4 protein-coding genes are annotated in these 2,141 nt (G+C 75.6%); all 4 read left to right on the top strand.

The window, feature by feature from the left end:
- Positions 1-722, top strand: a 722-nt coding sequence (locus E1258_RS32170) for a condensation domain-containing protein (RefSeq protein WP_132407689.1), incomplete at its 5' end; no start/stop codon positions are given.
- Positions 719-982: a hypothetical protein gene (locus tag E1258_RS32175; protein WP_132407691.1), complete on the top strand. Its 264-nt coding sequence runs from the start codon at positions 719-721 to the stop codon at positions 980-982. The genes E1258_RS32170 and E1258_RS32175, both read left to right, overlap by 4 nt.
- A 188-nt stretch (positions 983-1,170) precedes the next feature.
- Positions 1,171-1,326 carry a hypothetical protein gene (locus tag E1258_RS33750; RefSeq protein WP_165949963.1) on the top strand — a complete coding sequence of 52 codons (156 nt, stop codon included), beginning with the start codon at positions 1,171-1,173 and terminating at the stop codon, positions 1,324-1,326.
- The coding region (locus E1258_RS32185) for a carbon-nitrogen hydrolase family protein (protein WP_165949964.1) at positions 1,323-2,141 on the top strand (819 nt) is incomplete at its 3' end. The genes E1258_RS33750 and E1258_RS32185, both read left to right, overlap by 4 nt.

A 2,141-nucleotide genomic window follows, 5' to 3' on the forward strand; every position in this document is an offset into this window, starting at 1 on the left:
CCCCCGCCGTTGCGCCCGCGCGTGCCCTGCGCGTCGCCGACCGCCCGCAGGGGGCCAGCCTGCGGGCGATTGTGGGGGCCGCCGACGCCGACGCCGTGCGGCGGCTTGCCCGCGCCCACCGGACCAGCCTCTACATGGTCGGGCTGGCCGCGTTCGCCGCCCTGCTCGGTGCCCGCACGGGGCGCACCGACCTGCTCGTCGGCACCGCGTTCGCCGGGCGCACCAGCGTTGCGGCCGAGGACAGCGTCGGCTGTTTCGTCAACACGATGCCGTTGCGGCTGCGTCCCGCGCCGCAGCGCGGCTTCGTCGAGCTGCTCGCCGAGGCCCGCGCCGCCGCACTGTTCGCCAGCGAGCGGCAGGGCGTGCCGTTCGACGCGGTGGTGGAGCGGCTGCGCCCGGTCCGCCACCCGCACCGCAACCCGCTGGTGCAGGTCGCCTTCGGCGTGCAGAACGCCCCTACGGCGGCCTGGCGAGGCACCCAGGGGCTGGACCTCTCCGGGGTGGAACTCGCGCCGGACGCCGCCCGGCTGGACCTCACCCTCTGGCTCGACGAGCGGCGGGGTGACCTCGAGGCGCTCTGGACCTACCGCACCGACCTGTTCGACGGCCCACGCGCGGACGCGTGGCACCGCGACTTCATCGGGGTGCTCCGCCGGGCGGCGGCCGACCCCGCGCGCAGCCTCGCGGAGTGTGTCGACGACTTCTGGGGGAACGAGAGATGACTGAGCAGAGCCGGGTGGCGCCGGCCATCGGCCGCCGCAGGCGGGAAAGGTCCCTGGTCGACGTACGCCCCGACTGGCCGGGCGGGCCACTGCCGGCCCTGGTCGAGGCCACCGTGCCAGACCTGGACCTGACGGCCTGGCTGACCGGCAACCGGGACACCGTCGACGAGCTGGCCCGCCGACCAGCCGATCGTGCTGCACAACGAGCAGTCGTACACGCTGAACTGGCCGCTGCGGATCATGTTCTTGTGCGAGATTGAGCCGGCCGCGGCGCATCCTCAACGCGATTGGCCGTCAGCGGGCCCGGGCCGCGCCGCCGCGCCGACCGCTCGTACTCGCACAACTGGCCGACGCACCTGCACCTCTGGTGCGCCCAGCCGGCCACCGGCAGCGGTGGGGCCACCCCGCTGGCCAGCGAGCGGGTGGTGACCCCCGGGTCCCGGCGCGGGTGCGCGGGCGGTTCACCCGCGACGTCACGATCCCGTACCTGGTGGCCGGGTTGGTCACCCTGGTGACCGGCCTGTTCGTCGAGCGGATCATGATCGTGTGGACGGTCGGGCTGGCGGTCTTCTTCGGGCTGCGTTGGTGGTTGGGGGCGATGTGACGACGACGGGCGACAACCCGGCCCGGGAGCCGCTGCGGGTCGCCGCCGCCCAAATCGAGGCGGCCGGCGGCGACCTGGCCGGCAACGCCGCCGCGCACGTCGCCGCGATCGCCTCGGCGGCCACCCGGGGCGCGCGCCTGGTCGTCTTCCCCGAGCTGTCGCTGTGCGGGTACGACTACCCGTTGCTCGCCGCCGACGTCGCCCGGTGCGAGGTCGAGGTGGGTGATCCGGTTTTGCGTACGGTGGGCCAGGCCTGCCGGGCACACACGGTGACCGCCGTGGTCGGCGGCTGCGCCCGCCGCGCCGACGGCTGGGCCATCGCCGCGTTCGTCGTCGGCCCCGACGGTGCGGTGGCCGCCACTTACCACAAGCGGCACCTCGACGCCGACGAGCGCGAGGTGTTCGTCGCGGGCCACACCGACACGATCGTGCAGGTGCGTGGCTGGCGGCTCGGCCTCGGCGTCTGCTACGACGCCAGCTTCCCCGAGCACGCCCGGGGCCTGGCCCTGGCCGGCGCGGACGCCTACCTGGTGCCCGGCGCGTTCACCGTCGGCGACTCCGACCACCGGCGCGGCGTCTACTTCCCGGCCCGCGCCCTGGAGAACACCAGCTACGTGCTGTTCTCCAACTACGCGGGCGCGCACGGCGGCTGGCGGTACGCCGGCCACAGCGCCGTGTACGGCCCCGACGGCCGGGCCCTGGCCGCCGCCGGCCCCGCCGCCGGGCTCGCCGTCGCCGACCTCGACGACGCGGTGCTGCGCCGCCAGCGCGACAGCCAGCGGATGCTGCTCGACCGGGCCGCCCCGGCACCCGCC

The organism is Micromonospora sp. KC207 (genome assembly GCF_004348615.1).
Classification (GTDB): domain Bacteria; phylum Actinomycetota; class Actinomycetes; order Mycobacteriales; family Micromonosporaceae; genus Micromonospora.

Excerpts from the sequence above, each read along its gene's own strand:
- E1258_RS32175 (WP_132407691.1), top strand. The coding sequence starts at position 719 with ATGACTGAGCAGAGCCGGGTGGCGCCGGCCATCGGCCGCCGCAGGCGG.